Below are 16,426 nucleotides of genomic sequence, written 5' to 3'. Positions count from 1 at the left end.
GTGAGTCCCCATGCTTTACCAAATCTACGAAACCCAACGCTCGCTCATGGAGCCGTTTTCTGACTTGGCACAAACGGCGGCCAAGCTCTTTGGCAACCCCAACTCTTTGGCAGGCCAAAGCCCGTTGTCCCAACGCATTTCCGCAGGCTATGACCTCTTGCACCGCTTGGGCAAAGACTATGTCAAACCCGAGTTTGGTCTGCGCTCGATTGACATCGAGGGGGTAGAAGTTGCCATTTTGGAACGCATTGAAATGGACAAGCCTTTTTGCGAGCTGCGGCGCTTCAAAAGGCTGACGGACGACAACGCCACCTTTGCCGCCATCAAAGATGAGCCGGTCGTGCTCATCGTGGCCCCCTTGTCTGGCCACTACGCCACCTTGCTGCGCGACACCGTCAAAGCCATGCTCAAGGACCACAAGGTCTACATCACGGACTGGAAAAATGCCCGCCTCGTGCCTTTGTCCGAGGGTGAGTTCCACCTCGACGACTATGTGAACTATGTGCAAGAGTTCATCCGGCACATCCAAGGCAAATATGGGCACTGCCACGTCATGAGCGTGTGCCAGCCCACAGTTCCGGTGCTGGCGGCCGTGTCGCTCATGGCCAGCCGTGGCGAGACCACCCCATTGACCATGACCATGATGGGCGGCCCTATCGACGCCCGCAAATCCCCCACGGCGGTGAACAACTTGGCCATGAACAAGAGCCACAGCTGGTTTGAGAACAATGTGATTTACCGCGTGCCCAGTAACTTCCCGGGTGCGGGCCGTCGCGTCTACCCCGGCTTTTTGCAGCACACTGGCTTTGTGGCCATGAACCCCGACCACCACGCCAAGAGCCATTACGACTACTTTAAAGACCTGATCAAGGGCGACGACACCAGCGCCGAAGCCCACCGCAAGTTCTACGACGAGTACAACGCCGTGCTGGACATGGACGCTGACTACTACTTGGAGACCATTCGCGTGGTGTTCCAAGAGTTTGCCTTGGTCAATGGCACCTGGGACGTCAAGGGCGTCAATGGCAAAACCGAACGTGTGCGGCCCGCCGACATCACCACCACCGCGCTGATGTCGGTAGAGGGTGAGCTGGACGACATCTCCGGCTCAGGCCAAACCCAAGCCGTGCACGAGATCTGCACAGGCGTACCCAAGTCAAAACAAAAGCACTTTGAAGCCAAAGGTGCAGGGCACTATGGCATTTTTTCAGGCCGTCGCTGGCGCGAGCTGGTGTACCCGCAAGTCAAAGCCTTTATCCTCGCCAACCACAACAAGCAGGCAGCTGCAGCTGCGCCAAAGCCCTCCAAGCCCAAAGCAGCAGCGCCCACGACCGAGGCCAAGTCAGCGTCCAAACCAGCGCTTGCCAGCACAGCAGTAGCCGCAAAACCTCTTGCCAAACCTGCAGCCAAAGTCGCAAAAACAGCGCTTGCAAAACCAGCGACCAAAGCTAGCGCGAAACCTGCTGCAAAAGCAGCCGTCAAAACTGCAGTGAAAAGCGCCCCCCGCCCTGCCGCGCAAAACGTAGGTCGCGTGGTGGGCCAGGTAGCCGCCAAAAAGCAGCAAAAAGTGGCTACAGCGCCCACCAATAGTGCGCAAGCAGCTACTACTTCTGTAGCAGAAGAAACCAACACCGCGGCCCCTAGCAGCGCAGCGTAAGCATGGGGGAGCTTCGTGATGCGGGTTTAGCCGCCCGCCTACTCGGCGCCCTGCCCCAAACCCAGTGCACCCGCTGTGGCTATCCCGACTGTGCGGGCTACGCTGATGCGCTCGCGTCCGGTGAGGCAGACATCAACCAGTGCCCACCCGGCGGCTACGAGGGCGTGGTGCGCTTGGCCAGCATCACGGGCCGCGTACCCAAGCCGCTGAACCCAGACTTTGGACAAGAAGGCCCACGCAAAGTGGCCTTCATCGACGAAGACTGGTGCATAGGCTGCACACTGTGCATCAAAGCCTGCCCGACCGATGCGATTTTTGGTTCCAACAAAATGATGCACACCGTCATCGAGCCGCACTGCACGGGCTGCGAGCTGTGCATTCCTGTGTGCCCCGTCGATTGCATTTTGTTGGAAAACGTCACGGGTGAGGCCACAGGCTGGGCCGCTTGGCCGCAAGCCCTGGCCGACACGGCGCGTCAGCGCTTTGAGGCCGGCACAACCCGCCGTGCACGCGAGGCCCGCGAACACGACGCTCGGCTAGAGCAAAAAGCCGTCACCAAACTGGCGGACTTGCCCCAACACTCACAACACACCGACCCTGTGGTTTTGGACAAAAAGCGCGCCGTGATTGAAGCGGCCTTGGCCCGCGCCCGCGCCAAGCGCGAAGGCAACTAAGCCACCGCTGGGGTGCTGTCAGCAGGCCCTAGCCCGCCAACGCAGCAAACGCCTGCACCACCTCTTGCGGGGCTTGCACCAACTCAATCAACACGCCCTCCCCGGCAATCGGGAATTCGTCGTTGCTTTTGGGGTGCAAAAAGGTAATGTCATAGCCCGCTGCGCCCTTGCGTATGCCACCCGGGGCAAAGCGCACGCCCTTGGCGGTAAGCCACTCCACAGCGACCGGCAGGTTGTCGATCCACAGCCCCACATGGTTCAGCGGCGTGATGTGCACTGCCGGCTTCTTGTCAGGGTCCAGCGGTTGCATCAGGTCGACCTCCACCTTGAAGGGGCCTGAGCCTATGGCGCAGATGTCTTCATCCACATTTTCCTTCTCGCTTTGGAAGGTGGCGGTGACCTCCAGCCCCAGCATGTCCACCCACAGGGTTTGCAAGCGCTTTTTGTCAGGGCCACCGATGGCGATTTGCTGGATGCCTAAGACCTTAAATGGACGCTGTGTCATAGCCATTCCTTAAACGAATTCCACGATGGCCTGGTCCACGCTCAGGCTCTCACCTTTGGCAGCCATGACCTTGCCCACCACACCATCGGCGGCGGCAAACAACACGTTTTCCATCTTCATGGCTTCAATCACCGCCACACGCTCCCCGGCCTGCACCTTCTGGCCGGGCACCACGGCCACTTCCACCAGCAAGCCGGGCATGGGCGAGAGCACAAAGCGGCTCATATCCGGCGGTGCTTTGTGCGGCATGAGCTTGTGCAGCTCGGCCATACGGGGCGACATCACCAAGGCGTCAATGCGCGTGCCGTTGTGCTGTACGCGCAGCGCCAGTGGGTTTTTGGGCGTGCCGCGCTCCACCTGGGCGGTAAAGGCCTTACCGTTGGCAGTGCCGGTGATGGCAATGTCGTTTAGGCGCGACTTGCTACGAATTACATAGCTGCTTGCGCCCACCAGTACGCGGGCGGAGCCTGTTTCACCCTCAAACTCATCCACATGGACTGCGGTGTAGCTGTTGTTGCCCTTGGCGTCCAAGCTCACCACCACATAGTCTTTGCCAGCCTCCACGGCGTAACCGGGCAACTGCCCCGAGATGCCCGCCGCACGCTCGCGTGACTTGCGGCGCACAAAGGCAGCCAAGGCAACGAGCATGGACGGGTCGTCATGCGGCACATCTTCCGCCGCGAAACCCTTGCCATAGTGCTCGGCGATAAAGCCTGTGTTGAAGTCCCCACTCACAAACTTGGGGTGGGCCAGCAGCGCGGCTTGGAACGGGATGTTGCTCGACACACCGCGAATCACAAAACCGTTGAGCGCTTCGCGCATCTTGGCAATCGCGTCATTGCGGTCTTTGCCGTGCACGATGAGCTTGGCAATCATCGAGTCGTAGAACATGGGGATCTCGCCGCCGTCCTGCACGCCGGTGTCCACGCGCACTCCTTGCAGGTGCTCGGTGTCGCTCTGCCACATGTTCTGCTCTGGCGGCGCAAAACGCACCAGACGGCCCGTGGATGGCAGGAAGTTGCGGAACGGGTCTTCGGCGTTGATGCGGCACTCAATGGCCCAGCCGTCGCGCTTCACATCCGCTTGCGTGAGCGGCAGCTTTTCGCCAGCGGCCACGCGGATCATCAGCTCCACCAAATCCAGGCCGGTGATGCATTCGGTCACCGGGTGCTCCACCTGCAGGCGGGTGTTCATTTCCAGGAAGTAGAAGTCCTGGTCTTTGCCGACCACAAACTCCACGGTGCCTGCGCTCTGGTACTTCACGGCCTTGGCCAGTTGCACCGCCTGCTCGCCCATGGCTTTGCGGGTGGCATCGCTGATAAAGGGGCTGGGCGCCTCTTCAATCACCTTCTGGTGGCGGCGCTGGATGGAGCACTCGCGCTCGTTCAAATAAATCACGTTGCCATGGCTGTCGCCCAGCACTTGGATCTCGATGTGGCGCGGCTCCTGCACAAACTTCTCGATGAAGATACGGTCGTCGCCAAAGCTGTTGCGGGCTTCGTTCTGGCAGCTGGAGAAACCTTCGAAGGCCTCTTTGTCATTGAACGCCACGCGCAAGCCCTTGCCGCCGCCGCCGGCAGACGCCTTGATCATCACGGGGTAGCCAATGCCCTTGGCGATCTCCACCGCTTGCTCTGGGCCTGCAATGGCGTCGTTGTAGCCGGGGATGGTGTTTACCTTCGCCTCGTTGGCCAGCTTCTTGGAGGCAATCTTGTCACCCATGGCCGCAATGGAGTGCGCCTTGGGGCCGATGAAGGCAATGCCCTCGTCCTCGCAGCGCTTGGCAAAGGCTTCGTTCTCGCTCAAGAAGCCGTAGCCGGGGTGCACGGCTTGTGCGCCGGTTTGTTTGCAGGCGGCAATGATTTTTTCAGCCTGCAAATAGCTCTCGCGGCTGGGCGCGGGGCCAATATTGACGGCCTCGTCCGCCAGCGCCACGTGGCGAGCTTCTTTGTCAGCATCCGAGTAAACCGCTACGGTTTTAATGCCCATTTTCTTGGCGGTAGCAATGACGCGGCAGGCGATTTCGCCACGGTTGGCGATCAGGATTTTGGTGAACATTTCTAGTCTCCTAACGGTGTGGGGTGTGCCGACTTGGGCATGTGTTTTTCTGGAGTTGCGTCGTGTCTGAGCTCGCAACGGCCACGGCGTATCCGCCTCCGCTCATGTCCCCCGCCCTGCGGGCTCCTCCTTGACTTGGCAAAACCCCAAGTCCACGCTGCGGCAGACACACCATGCCCGCTGCTGCGAAGGAAAGAAGTTTGCAAGCCATGGCAAACCAAACACTCGGGGTCGGGCTGCCTGGGCGTTTTGCGCAGGTCAAGGAGGAGCGCGCAGCGCGGGGGACACGGAGCAAAACGCCCTGGCAGCCCGATCCCGCGCGAACAACAAGACTTGCAGCACGCATAACAATCACAGTGGAATGTTCCCGTGCTTGCGCCACGGGTTTTCCAGCTTCTTGTCCTTGAGCATGACCAAGGAGCGGCAGATGCGTTTGCGGGTTTCGTGCGGCAGGATCACGTCGTCGATAAAGCCGCGCGCACCAGCCACAAAGGGGTTGGCAAAGCGGGCTTTGTATTCGGCCTCTTTGGCCGCCAATTTCACTGGATCTCCCTTGTCTTCGCGGAAGATGATTTCCACCGCGCCCTTGGCACCCATCACCGCAATCTCGGCGTTGGGCCAGGCCAGGTTCACGTCGCCGCGCAGGTGCTTGGAAGCCATCACGTCGTACGCGCCGCCGTAGGCCTTGCGGGTGATCACCGTGATCTTGGGCACGGTGCACTCGGCGTAGGCGTAGAGCAGCTTGGCGCCGTGCTTGATGATGCCGCCGTACTCTTGGCTGGTACCGGGCATGAAGCCGGGCACGTCCACAAACGTGACCACGGGAATGTTGAACGCATCGCAGAAGCGCACAAAACGCGCAGCCTTGATCGAGCTCTTGATGTCCAGGCAGCCTGCCAAGACGAGTGGCTGGTTGGCCACGATGCCGATGGTCTGGCCGTCCATGCGCGCGAAGCCGATGATGATGTTCTTGGCGTACTCGGGCTGGATCTCGAAGAAGTCGCCATCGTCCACGGTTTTGACGATCAGCTCCTTCATGTCGTAGGGCTTGTTGGGGTTGTCGGGCACCAGGGTGTCCAGGCTCAGGTCTTTGCGGTCGATGGGGTCGCCGCTCTTGCGCACCGGGGCCTTCTCGCGGTTGCTCAGGGGCAGGTAGTTGTAAAGGCGGCGCAGCATCAGCAGCGCTTCCACATCGTTCTCAAATGCGAGGTCGGCCACGCCGCTCTTGGTGGTGTGGGTGAGTGCACCGCCCAGTTCTTCGGCGGTCACTTCTTCGTGCGTCACGGTCTTCACCACTTCGGGACCGGTGACGAACATGTAGGAGCTGTCTTTCACCATGAAGATGAAGTCCGTCATTGCCGGGCTATACACCGCACCACCGGCGCTAGGCCCCATGATCATGCTGATCTGCGGAATCACACCGCTGGCCATCACGTTGCGCTGGAACACATCGGCATAGCCGCCCAACGACGCCACGCCTTCCTGAATGCGGGCACCGCCCGAGTCGTTCAGACCAATGACCGGTGCGCCCACCTTCATGGCCTGGTCCATGACCTTGCAGATCTTCTCGGCATGGGCTTCCGACAGCGCACCGCCGAACACGGTGAAGTCTTGGCTGAACACAAATACCAGGCGGCCGTTGATCATGCCGTAGCCGGTAACCACACCGTCGCCGGGGATCTTCTGCTCGTCCATGCCGAAGTCCACACAACGGTGCTCTACAAACATGTCCCACTCTTCAAAGGTGCCTTCGTCCAGCAGCACTTCGAGACGCTCGCGCGCAGTGAGCTTGCCTTTTTTGTGCTGTGCGTCGATACGCTTTTGCCCACCGCCCATGCGGGCCAGTTCGCGCTTGGCTTCCAGTTGTTCGAGGATGTCTTGCATGTTGTCGTCCTTCAGTTATCGAAATTGGTGAAGATTTTTTCGGCCTGCTTGGTCGTGCCTTTGGGGCTGTGGCCCACGCCGGGAACTGTCTGCAGCGTCCAAGCCAGATCTACGTGCAGGCGCTGGGCCTGCTCCAGGGCAGTCTTGTAAAAGTTTTGTCCTCGCGCAAAGCGGTGCTCGCCCTGCGCCATGGCCTCAGGCTCTTTGGGTAACAACGCGTCAGACTTGGTGTCTTCCTCGCCCAGCATTACCACCATCTTGTGGGAGAACGCCTGCGCGAGCTGGGCGGGTGGCAAACGTTTCTCGCTGGCAAACCACGGAAAGCCCCGGCTGAAAAAAGAGTCCTGGTAGGTGGGCATGGTGTACGAGCCTGCGTTGGCAGCAACCGCCACCGCTACATGGGACTCGTTCATCATCAAAGTGAAGCGGTGGACGAACTGCCCACCGGCAGAATGACCGAACAGGAAATAGCGCTCAGCGTTCAAATGCTCATCGCGACGCACTTTCTGGAAGAGCTGCTCCACGATCTGAAAGGTCCAGTGTTGCGGGTCGGTATCTTCCATGCCCCCCCATTGAAACAAGCGGTCCGGATACGGCCCCTTGTCGAATTGCGGGGCCAGCACCACCGCATTGTTTTTCTGGGCCCAGCTTTGCCAGTTGCTGCGCTGGATGGTCGCATCCCGCTCTGCCCCATGAATCGCAATCAGCACCTTGGCATCCTTACCGGCTTGCGGCGCCTTGTAGTAATACACGGGCACCGGCTTGTTGGAAAAGTATCCGCTGGGTGTGAAGGTAAACACCGCCTCCTGCCCGGCCACCAAGGCCTCTTGGGCCTGTACGCCGCCACTGAACAGACCTGCGACCAATACCGCGACTGAATAAAAGAATGCCTTGATGCTCATCTTTGATTCCATGTGCGCAATAGCTCTCGCGCTGCCGTGCTGGCGGCCAGCTGGCCTGCCTGCACCGACGCTGTGAGCTGGGGCAGCTGCTCGCGCACCGCCGAGTTTTGCTTGAATGCCTGCTTCAGTCCTGCGTCAATGCGCTCCCACATCCATGACAGCGACTGGTTCTGGCGGCGTTGATTGAAAAGGCCGTTGGCAGTTTGCAGCGTCTGGAATTCGCTCACAGCTTTCCAAAACGTATCTACACCTTGGCCTAATAGCGCGCTCAGGCTGATGACTTGTGGCTGCCAGTGCTTGTCGCTGTGCGGATCATTCGGATTGCCATGCATACCCAGCAGCCGCAGGCTAGACGTAATCATGGCCTGCGCGCGAGTGGCGGCATCGGCGTCGATATCCGCTTTGTTGATGACCACCAGGTCGGCCAGCTCCATCACGCCTTTTTTGATGGCTTGCAAGTCATCGCCCGCGTTGGGCAGTTGCATCAGCACAAACATGTCGGTCATGCCCTGCACCGCTGTCTCGCTCTGGCCCACGCCCACGGTCTCCACAATCACGATGTCGTAGCCCGCCGCTTCGCAGACCAGCATGGCCTCGCGCGTTTTCTCGGCCACGCCACCCAGCGTGCCACTACTCGGGCTGGGGCGGATGTAGGCCTTCTCGTGCATGGAAAGCTTTTCCATACGCGTCTTGTCGCCCAAGATCGAGCCCCCGGAAACCGAGCTGGAGGGGTCAATGGTCAACACCGCCACACGGTGGCCCTGTTCGATCAGGTGCAGGCCAAGGGCCTCGATGAAGGTGCTTTTGCCCACGCCCGGCACCCCGCTGATGCCTAGGCGCAAAGACTTTCCAGTGTGTGGCAGCAAGGCAGTGAGCAGCTCATCAGCCTGCGCGCGGTGGTCGGCGCGCGTGGACTCCAGCAGCGTAATGGCTTTGGCGATAGCACGGCGCTGGACCGTTCCCTGACTAACAACAATGGCGTCTACAGCGCTCATGCTTGTGCGTTTCTGGGTGGCGACCAGCGGTACTCGTTATCAAACTCACCCTCGCCAGTTTGCACAAAGCCATGGCGCAGGTAAAAGCGATTCGCCGGGCTCAGTTTGAGGGTGGTCAAGGTTAAGTCTTGGCCATGCGACTTGGCCCAACCCACGACCATTGCCCCTAGGCCTGCCCCCTGTGCCTCGCGTCGCAGGAATAGCTGCACCAGATGCAGGTGGTCGCCCGAGGGAACCAGCTGAACAAAGCCTACGCGCTCCCCCTCGTGCAAGATGTGCTGTATGGCGCCATCTTTGCACTGTTGGTCGTAACGCGCACGGCTCACTTGCGTGTCCGTCAGCCCTAGGCGAACCAAGTGTTCACGCATCACCTCCATGCGCAGCGCAAACAAGGTATCGAGGTCCTCTGCCAGCGCGGGTTCAAAGTGCAAGGCCATCAGCCCAGCGCCTTCACAATCTGGCTCAGCACATCGCGCGCGCTCACCGGGATGGGCGTGCCCGGGCCGTAGATACCCTTGACGCCTGCTGCGTACAAAAAGTCGTAGTCCTGCCGCGGGATCACACCGCCCACAAAAACGATGATGTCATCCGCACCCTGCTTTTTAAGCTCGGCAATGATCGCGGGCACCAAGGTCTTGTGGCCTGCCGCCAAGGTGGATACGCCCACGGCATGCACGTCGTTTTCAATCGCCTGGCGAGCGCATTCTTCGGGGGTTTGGAACAGCGGGCCCATGTCCACGTCGAAGCCCAGATCGGCAAACGCGGTGGCTACTACTTTGGCGCCGCGGTCGTGGCCGTCCTGGCCCAGCTTGCTGATCATCACGCGGGGGCGGCGGCCCTGCTTGTCGGCAAATCCGGCGATATCGGCCTTCAGGGCGTTCCAGTAGTCCATGGTGTCTCCTTGCGCGCTGTCGTAGGCGGCGGCGTACACGCCACTGACCTTGTTGGTGTCGGCGCGATGGCGACCGAATGCTTTCTCCAGCGCATCGCTCACCTCGCCCACCGTGGCGCGCAGACGGATCGCTTTGATGGACAAGTCCAGCAGGTTGCCGGTGCCGCTCTCTGCTGCAGAAGTGATAGCAGCTAGCGCAGATTCCACGAGCGCGGAGTCGCGTTTTGCCTTGATATCTTTGAGGCGGGCGATCTGGCTTTCGCGCACAGCCACGTTGTCGATATCGCGTGCCTCGACCACGTCTTCGGTCTTGAGCTTGTACTTGTTCACGCCCACGATCACGTCCTGCCCGCTGTCGATGCGCGCTTGCTTCTCGGCAGCGGCGGCTTCAATCTTCAGCTTGGCCCAGCCGCTGTCCACGGCCTTGGTCATGCCGCCCATGGCTTCGACTTCTTCAATGATCTTCCAGGCCGCGTCCGCCATGTCCTGCGTCAGCTTCTCCATCATGTAGCTGCCGGCCCACGGGTCGATCACATTGGTGATGTGCGTCTCTTCCTGGATGATGAGCTGCGTGTTGCGGGCGATGCGCGCGCTGAACTCGGTGGGCAGCGCAATGGCTTCGTCAAAGCTGTTGGTGTGCAGGCTCTGCGTGCCGCCAAACACCGCGGCCATCGCCTCGATGGTGGTGCGCACCACGTTGTTGTACGGGTCCTGCTCGGTGAGTGACCAGCCGCTGGTCTGGCAGTGGGTGCGCAGCATCAGGCTCTTGGGGTTCTTGGCGTCAAAGCCCTTCATGATGCGGCACCACAGCAGCCGAGCCGCGCGCATCTTGGCCACTTCCAGATAGAAGTTCATGCCAATCGCCCAGAAGAAGCTCAGGCGCCCGGCAAAGTCGTCCACGTCCAGACCGGAGGCAATCGCCGTTTTCACATACTCCTTGCCGTCGGCCAGCGTGAAGGCCAACTCCAGCGCCTGGTTGGCACCGGCTTCCTGCATGTGGTAACCCGAGATGCTGATCGAGTTGAACTTGGGCATGTTCTTGGCGGTGTAGCCAATGATGTCGCCGATGATGCGCATGCTGGGCGCGGGCGGGTAGATGTAGGTGTTGCGCACCATGAACTCTTTCAGAATGTCATTCTGAATGGTCCCCGAGAGCTTGTCCTGGCTCACGCCCTGCTCTTCGGCCGCCACCACATAGCCCGCCAGAACGGGCAACACTGCGCCGTTCATCGTCATCGAGACAGACACCTTGTCCAGCGGAATCTGGTCAAACAGGATCTTCATATCCTCGACCGAATCAATCGCCACACCGGCCTTGCCCACGTCGCCGGTCACGCGGGGGTGGTCCGAGTCGTAGCCACGGTGGGTGGCCAGGTCGAAAGCCACGCTCACGCCCTGACCACCTGCCGCTAGTGCCTTTCTATAGAAGGCATTGCTCTCCTCGGCCGTCGAAAAACCTGCGTACTGGCGAATCGTCCAGGGGCGCACCGCGTACATGGTGGCCTGCGGGCCGCGCAAATAGGGCTCAAAACCCGGCAGCGTGTCCGCGTGCTTCAGATTCGCCGTGTCTGCCGCCGTGTAGAGGGGTTTGACCGCAATGCCATCGGGCGTGATCCAGTTCAGCCCGTCCACATTGCCGCCGGGGGCGGACTTGGCCGCGGCCTTGGCCCATTGCTCCAAGGTGGCGGATTGGAATTCAGAAGTTTTATCGGTCATGCTAGAGCCGCAAAGCGGTGTTGAACTACCTTGTTGAGATAATTGCGCGCAGCGTACTCTGGGTGGCGCAATCTTGGAAGCAAGTTTACATTATTTATAATTATTGATTAGGAAGTTTCCTTCCAGCTTACAATTCCCCGCCATGAACGCACTCTCCAACCTCGCCCGCGATGGCCAATCGCTTTCGCCGCGTGCTTTGTATGAAGACGTGGCCGAGCTTTTGCGCCAGCGCATCTTCAAGCGCGAATTGGAGCCCGGCAGCTGGATTGACGAGCTACGCATTGCCGAGGCCTATGGCATCAGCCGCACGCCCTTGCGCGAAGCCCTCAAGGTATTGGCCACTGAAGGCCTAGTTACTATGAAGGTGCGCCGTGGCGCCTATGTGACGGAGGTATCGCACAAAGATTTGGCAGACGTGTACCACCTACTCAGCCTGCTAGAGAGTGATGCCGCCGCCGTGGTGGCCACCCAAGCCAGCGATGCCGAACTGGCAGAACTCAGCGCCCTACACGCAGAGTTAGAAGCCGCAGCCCTGCAAGGCACGGACAACACAGACCAATTTTTCGCGGTCAACGAGCGCTTCCATATGCGCTTGCTGGCCATTGCCAACAACCGCTGGCGCGACCAAATGGTGGCCGACCTGCGCAAGGTCATGAAACTCAACCGCCACAACTCCCTACTCAAAACCGGCCGCATCGCCGAGTCACTGACAGAACACCAGGCCATCATGGCCGCGCTGCTAGCGCGGGATGCGCAGCGCACGCAGGAGCGCATGCGGGAGCATTTTGCGAATGGGTTGGAGGCTGCGGAGTAGGTTAGACAGGGGCAACCGCTGAGTCAGCAGATAAATCAATCGATTACATAGTAAAACGAATACAGCCCACCAAGATCAGGTTGCTCCGACACAAGGCCAAATGCGTCCTCTTGCCATAGCAGCGGAGATATGCCCTTTAATCCCATTCCCATATGGAGTGGGGAAATAGTGTGTTGACCGCGAAATTTTGTCCGGTAAAGTGCACCCAAATTTTGCATAAATAGAATGAATCGCAATTAGGGAACACACATGTCACGATGGCACACGGAATTTGAACAGCACCCATTCCAATCATTTTGGAAGGACTTGCAAACTGAAGCTCCTTTACTGCAAGCAGATGACCTGACAATCCAGACTAGCGTCGATGAAATCGATAGGCTCAAGCGGGTGATTGCCTATTTGACACCCCTAATCGCGAACGTTGATGCAGAACTGACTCCTAAGTCAATTTGGGATAATTTTCAGGCCCAAGCGGAACCATGCTTAGCTCAAGTAAGGTCGTTTGTCAGCAATCGGAATATCGGGCACATCCAAGGTGCAAATGCTCACGCAGACAATTTGCTGAGCTATGTGCGCCCGTTCATGGTGCTTCCAGTGAAGGTACTTGAGGCGGTTTCTGCAGCCGCCACAGAATATCGCCTTCAGGTCGAACATGCAGCAGCCAAGATTGTTGAAACGTCGAAAAGCACCGTTAAAACAGTTCAATCTGACTTAGATGCAATAAGTGAATTGCAAAGAAGTGCCCTTAGTAGTCACAGTCAGATCGAGGACCTTAGGGTTTCGCTTTTCGTTGGTAGCAGCGATAAACCGGCAACTAAATTGCAAATTGACGAACTCACCTTGACCGTCAAAACTCAAGCAGACGGTGTACAGGTTTACCATGACAAGTTGCTAATTGATGGCTCAGTCCCTGCGATCAAGTCGGAAATCGACGCTGCTGCAAAAGCTATCCTAGCTGGGCGCGAAAAGGTCGAAAGGGATTTGAAACTTGAAGAGCACACACTAGGTGAGCTCGATGCGTTCTACGACAAGATCTTTGGTCCTACGAACACGGACGGCACGCGGGGTGGTGGACTCAAATTAGAGTTAGATGAGCGCACGCGCCAATTAGTGCAGCTAGAGAATGACCAGATTGTCAAGCACAAAGCAATGTTCGATCAGATAGAAACATTGCTGCCGGGAGCAACTAGTGCTGGTCTATCAACTGCTTACAACAAGCTTAGGCTCTCTTTCGACAACCCGATTGCAGTCAACACAAAAGTCTTCTTTATCGCTGTTGGGCTAATGCCGGTGCTCGCCGTTCTTGCATGTATCCAATCATTTACGCTTTCGCCGCTAGAACTGCAGTTTATTGAAGTCCCCACTTATGAAGCAATCCTGCGGCATATGCTTGCAAAAGCCCCGTTCATACTGCCGTTGATTTGGCTCGCCATATTCGCGATGAGGCGACGCAGCCAATATGAGCGCCTTCAACAGGAATACGCTCATAAAGAAGCGCTCGCGGCTTCGTACGAGAGCTACAAAACCCAAATTGCTCAGTTGCAAGTCCCGGATATTGATTCATTGAAGAAGGAACTGATTTCGAAGGCTATCGAGGCGATTGCGTTCAATGTGTCGACAACTCTCAGTGAAGCCCCGACGGAAAAGATGCCCCTAGAGCATGCATTGGCAACACTGAATGGGGATAAGGGGCTTATGTCACTCTTGGGCAAGTTAAAAGACGTCATTCCAAAGAAAGATTGAAGCAAAGCCTGTCGTTTAGTGAGGCATTCAATCGGTCAGAAAATGCGCTTTGAGCAGGATGTAGCGTCGCTACGGTTACTAAATGCTAATGGCGTCTAGTATCCACAGAGCGTGCGCAAGCAGCTGCTTTTTTATAGCGACTACTACGCAATTCATCAGTGATTCTGGTGCAGTAGCGGCCGCGAATCGTGCAGCGACTCCAGCGCAGTTCAACCAACAGCTTGACCCATCATTCGTCACACGAGCATTCCTCACCGTCGTCACAGAAACCCCTCTCATCAATCGCCAGATGAGCCGCAATAAGCGTCGCCAGTTTCATCCGCTACGAAATCGACCTGCTCAGGAAAAACCCGTTCACAGCCTTTGCTGAAAACTCAGCCCGCCTGGGTGGGCATTTGCTGGGCTACTTTGTGCCGCACGAGGGCAGCAACTGCGAGGCGTTGGGGTTTGAGCGCTTTCGCCCCCCTAGCTGCGCATGAGGCCTACCGCCAGCAGCTGCAAGCCGGCGCGGCTATATAGAACAAACGTGGCTTTCAGCCCCAAGGAAGCCACGCTAGCCAGCGTAGACCCGCTGACCAGCGCCCATACAAAACCCCAAAAGCAAAAAACCCCAAGGGCGTGAGCCACTTGGAGTTTTTTGTTGGCTGGCATTCAACGCAGCTAGTGCTGCGCCAAAGGTCAATTACATGTTGTCGATCATGACCTGGCCAAAACCGGAGCAGCTCACTTGGGTTGCGCCGTCCATCAAGCGTGCGAAGTCGTACGTGACTTTCTTGCTGTTGATAGATTTCTTCATGGAGCTGATGATGAGGTCAGCGGCTTCGGTCCAGCCCATGTGGCGCAGCATCATTTCAGCGGACAAGATTTCGGAACCGGGGTTCACGTAGTCTTTGCCTGCGTACTTAGGTGCAGTACCGTGGGTCGCTTCAAACATGGCGATGGTGTCGCTTAAGTTAGCACCGGGGGCGATACCAATACCACCCACTTGGGCAGCCAAGGCGTCGGACACATAGTCGCCGTTCAGGTTCAATGTGGCGATGACGCTGTATTCAGCGGGGCGCAACAAGATTTGTTGCAAGAACGCGTCCGCAATGCTGTCTTTGACGATGATGTCTTTGCCAGTCTTGGGGTTCTTGAATTTGCACCATGGGCCGCCGTCGATCAACTCTGCGCCAAACTCGGTTTGTGCCAATGCGTAAGCCCAGTCACGGAAGCCACCTTCGGTGTACTTCATGATGTTGCCCTTGTGCACGATGGTCACGCTTGGCTTGTCATTGTCGATAGCGTATTGAATGGCTTTGCGCACCAGACGCTCGGTACCTTCTTTGGACACGGGCTTGATGCCGATGCCGGAGGTGTTGGGGAAGCGAATTTTCTTGACGCCCATTTCGTCTTGCAAGAACTTGATCAGCTTCTTGGCTTTGTCAGACTCGGCTTCAAATTCGATACCGGCGTAGATGTCTTCCGAGTTTTCGCGGAAGATGACCATGTTGGTCTTGTGCGGCTCTTTCACAGGGCTGGGCACGCCGTCAAAGTATTGGATGGGGCGCAGGCAGACATACAGGTCCAACTCTTGGCGCAAAGCCACGTTCAAAGAACGAATGCCACCGCCCACGGGGGTGGTCAATGGGCCTTTGATGGACACCACGTAGTCGCGAATAGCGTGCAAGGTTTCTTCAGGCAACCACACATCGGGGCCGTACACATTGGTGGACTTTTCACCCGCGTAGACTTCCATCCACTGGATTTGCTTCTTGCCACCGTAGGCCTTGGCCACAGCTGCATCCACCACCTTGATCATCACAGGGGTGATGTCCAAGCCGGTGCCGTCGCCTTCAATAAACGGGATGATGGGTTGGTCGGGCACGTTCAAGGACATATCCGCATTGACGGTGATTTTTTGGCCTTGGGCTGGGACTTTGATGTGCTGGTACATGGAAAAAAGATCTCCGTAGATAGAGGGAATCGGTTTGGTCTGGCTAACGCTGCGTTCAGCACCCTAGCCAGAAGCGAAGACAATTTTAGTCCCAAAAATTACGCCACACTGTCGGCAAGGATCAGTAAGCGCGCGTTGTGCGAGTGCGGAGTTTTATTTGGTTATCCTTGCGCCATTTGCGCCCTACCCTCATCATGAAAAATATTGCAATTGCTGTGTTGGCCTTGACTTCTTTGTGGGCCACCACTGCGCAGGCCCAGAACCAAGCCCAAATGGACTTGCCGCGCACCAAGATCGCGGCAGGCATGCATTTGATTGACGCGCAGGTGGCAAGCACCCCCAAACAGCAAGAAATCGGCCTGATGTTCCGCAAGGAAATGCCGGTGCACGAAGGGATGCTTTTTGTATTCAGCGAGTCCGCGGTGAAGTGCTTTTGGATGAAGAACACGGACTTGCCATTGACAGCAGCATTTGTGGCGGATGACGGCACCATCGTCACATTGGCGGACATGAAGCCCCAAACCACCGATTCGCACTGCTCTAAAAAGCCTGTGCGCTACGTCCTAGAAATGAACCTCGGCTGGTTTGCAAAGAAAGGCATTAAAGAAGGCTTCAAGCTCGGCGGCCAGCCGTTTGCGGCCAATTAGGCG

14 protein-coding genes are annotated in these 16,426 nt (G+C 57.9%); 5 read left to right on the top strand and 9 right to left on the bottom strand.

Annotation, left to right across the window (positions count from 1 at the left end; all coding sequences use genetic code 11):
* The first annotated feature begins 10 nt into the window (after positions 1–10).
* Entirely contained in the window at positions 11–1,657 is a 1,647-nt protein-coding gene (locus EXZ61_RS07725) for a polyhydroxyalkanoate depolymerase (protein WP_142810627.1), read from the top strand.
* A gap of 2 nt (positions 1,658–1,659) precedes the next feature.
* Positions 1,660–2,331: an electron transport complex subunit RsxB gene (gene rsxB, locus EXZ61_RS07720; protein WP_142810625.1), complete on the top strand. Its 672-nt coding sequence runs from the start codon at positions 1,660–1,662 to the stop codon at positions 2,329–2,331.
* 28 nt (positions 2,332–2,359) lie between these two features.
* Here the strand turns inward: rsxB and EXZ61_RS07715 are convergent, their stop codons facing one another.
* The 7 genes from EXZ61_RS07715 to scpA form a co-directional block, all read right to left on the bottom strand.
* The gene (locus tag EXZ61_RS07715; RefSeq protein ID WP_201799119.1) at positions 2,360–2,842 is read right to left on the bottom strand and encodes a VOC family protein; all 483 of its coding nucleotides are present in this window, start codon (positions 2,840–2,842) and stop codon (positions 2,360–2,362) included.
* Positions 2,843–2,845: 3 nt separating this feature from the next.
* The gene (locus tag EXZ61_RS07710) at positions 2,846–4,894 is read right to left on the bottom strand and encodes an acetyl-CoA carboxylase biotin carboxylase subunit (RefSeq protein WP_142810621.1); all 2,049 of its coding nucleotides are present in this window, start codon (positions 4,892–4,894) and stop codon (positions 2,846–2,848) included.
* Positions 4,895–5,245: 351 nt separating this feature from the next.
* Positions 5,246–6,778 carry an acyl-CoA carboxylase subunit beta gene (locus EXZ61_RS07705; RefSeq protein WP_142810619.1) on the bottom strand — a complete coding sequence of 511 codons (1,533 nt, stop codon included), beginning with the start codon at positions 6,776–6,778 and terminating at the stop codon, positions 5,246–5,248.
* 11 nt (positions 6,779–6,789) lie between these two features.
* A complete protein-coding gene (locus EXZ61_RS07700; RefSeq protein ID WP_142810617.1) occupies positions 6,790–7,680 on the bottom strand; it encodes an alpha/beta hydrolase family protein in 891 nt (296 codons plus the stop codon).
* Positions 7,677–8,675, bottom strand: coding sequence for a methylmalonyl Co-A mutase-associated GTPase MeaB (gene meaB / locus EXZ61_RS07695; RefSeq protein ID WP_142810615.1), 999 nt, complete (start codon positions 8,673–8,675; stop codon positions 7,677–7,679). Before meaB ends, EXZ61_RS07700 begins: the two co-directional genes overlap by 4 nt.
* Positions 8,672–9,112: a GNAT family N-acetyltransferase gene (locus EXZ61_RS07690; RefSeq protein ID WP_142810613.1), complete on the bottom strand. Its 441-nt coding sequence runs from the start codon at positions 9,110–9,112 to the stop codon at positions 8,672–8,674. Before EXZ61_RS07690 ends, meaB begins: the two co-directional genes overlap by 4 nt.
* Positions 9,112–11,283 (bottom strand): methylmalonyl-CoA mutase, encoded by a 2,172-nt coding sequence (scpA, locus tag EXZ61_RS07685; protein ID WP_142810611.1) that lies wholly within the window; start codon positions 11,281–11,283, stop codon positions 9,112–9,114. Before scpA ends, EXZ61_RS07690 begins: the two co-directional genes overlap by 1 nt.
* A 142-nt stretch (positions 11,284–11,425) precedes the next feature.
* On the opposite strand from scpA, the gene EXZ61_RS07680 reads away from it, so the two are divergent.
* Together EXZ61_RS07680 and EXZ61_RS07675 are read left to right on the top strand one after the other, a co-directional pair.
* Entirely contained in the window at positions 11,426–12,097 is a 672-nt protein-coding gene (locus tag EXZ61_RS07680; RefSeq protein WP_142810609.1) for a GntR family transcriptional regulator, read from the top strand.
* A 249-nt stretch (positions 12,098–12,346) separates the two neighbouring features.
* On the top strand, positions 12,347–13,840 hold the full coding sequence (locus EXZ61_RS07675; protein WP_142810607.1) for a hypothetical protein: 1,494 nt from the start codon (positions 12,347–12,349) through the stop codon (positions 13,838–13,840).
* A gap of 465 nt (positions 13,841–14,305) precedes the next feature.
* Here EXZ61_RS07675 and EXZ61_RS07665 read toward each other — a convergent pair whose 3' ends face one another.
* Positions 14,306–14,491 carry a hypothetical protein gene (locus EXZ61_RS07665; protein WP_142810605.1) on the bottom strand — a complete coding sequence of 62 codons (186 nt, stop codon included), beginning with the start codon at positions 14,489–14,491 and terminating at the stop codon, positions 14,306–14,308.
* A 31-nt stretch (positions 14,492–14,522) separates the two neighbouring features.
* Positions 14,523–15,776 carry an NADP-dependent isocitrate dehydrogenase gene (gene icd, locus EXZ61_RS07660; RefSeq protein ID WP_142810603.1) on the bottom strand — a complete coding sequence of 418 codons (1,254 nt, stop codon included), beginning with the start codon at positions 15,774–15,776 and terminating at the stop codon, positions 14,523–14,525.
* Positions 15,777–15,970: 194 nt separating this feature from the next.
* Between icd and EXZ61_RS07655 the strand changes: the two genes are divergently transcribed.
* Positions 15,971–16,423 carry a DUF192 domain-containing protein gene (locus EXZ61_RS07655; RefSeq protein ID WP_142810601.1) on the top strand — a complete coding sequence of 151 codons (453 nt, stop codon included), beginning with the start codon at positions 15,971–15,973 and terminating at the stop codon, positions 16,421–16,423.
* Positions 16,424–16,426: the final 3 nt, after the last annotated feature.

It is taken from the genome of Rhodoferax aquaticus, from assembly GCF_006974105.1.
GTDB lineage: Bacteria > Pseudomonadota > Gammaproteobacteria > Burkholderiales > Burkholderiaceae_C > Allorhodoferax > Allorhodoferax aquaticus_A.
The sequence above is the reverse complement of the archived record's forward strand: the minus strand, read 5'-3'. Positions and strand labels throughout refer to the sequence as shown.